The 649-nt window shown below is 50.5% G+C and carries 1 protein-coding gene; it reads left to right on the forward strand.

The annotated features are described in order from the left end of the window. Window positions 1–649 (forward strand): AI-2E family transporter (locus tag R7190_RS28190; protein ID WP_318137968.1); only part of this gene is annotated, 649 nt, incomplete at both ends.

Here is a 649-nt window from a genome sequence, read left to right on the forward strand (position 1 = left end):
TGCTGATTGGCCTCTTGTGGGTGACAAACTTTATGAAGTATGGACGCTCTTTGCGACGAACTTAGAGCAAGCAATACAAACCTTTATGCCACAAATCAAGTCAGCATTAACCTCTTTGCTTGGCATGGTTGGCGGCGTGTTAGGTAGCTTGTTGCTGTCTATCTTGTCACTGGCTATCGCTGCTGGCTTTATGACGTATTCAGAGTCGTTGGCATCGGGCCTGCAAACTATCGCGATCCGTACCGCTGGCGAAAACGCGAAAAGCTGGACAACGCTTATCGCCGCGACCATTAAAAGCGTGCTGCTGGGCGTAGTTGGTGTGGCTGCGATTCAAGCGCTATTGATCGGTGCTGGCTTCTTTGTGTTTGGCGTTCCTGCTGCTGGTTTGCTCACTTTGATTCTGATGATTTTGTGTATCGCTCAGCTTCCTGCGCTGCTTGCTGTATTGCCAGTGATTGGCTACATGTACATGACGCAAGACAGCACAACCGCGACCATGTTTACCGTGTGGGCGGTTGTCGGTGCGCTGTCTGAGAACTTACTAAAACCAATGTTTATGGGCCGTGGTGTAGACGTACCAATGCCAGTGATTCTGCTTGGGGCCATCGGCGGTATGCTTTTCTACGGTATCGTTGGCCTGTTCCTAGGT

The organism is Vibrio sp. 1078-1, from assembly GCF_033340475.1.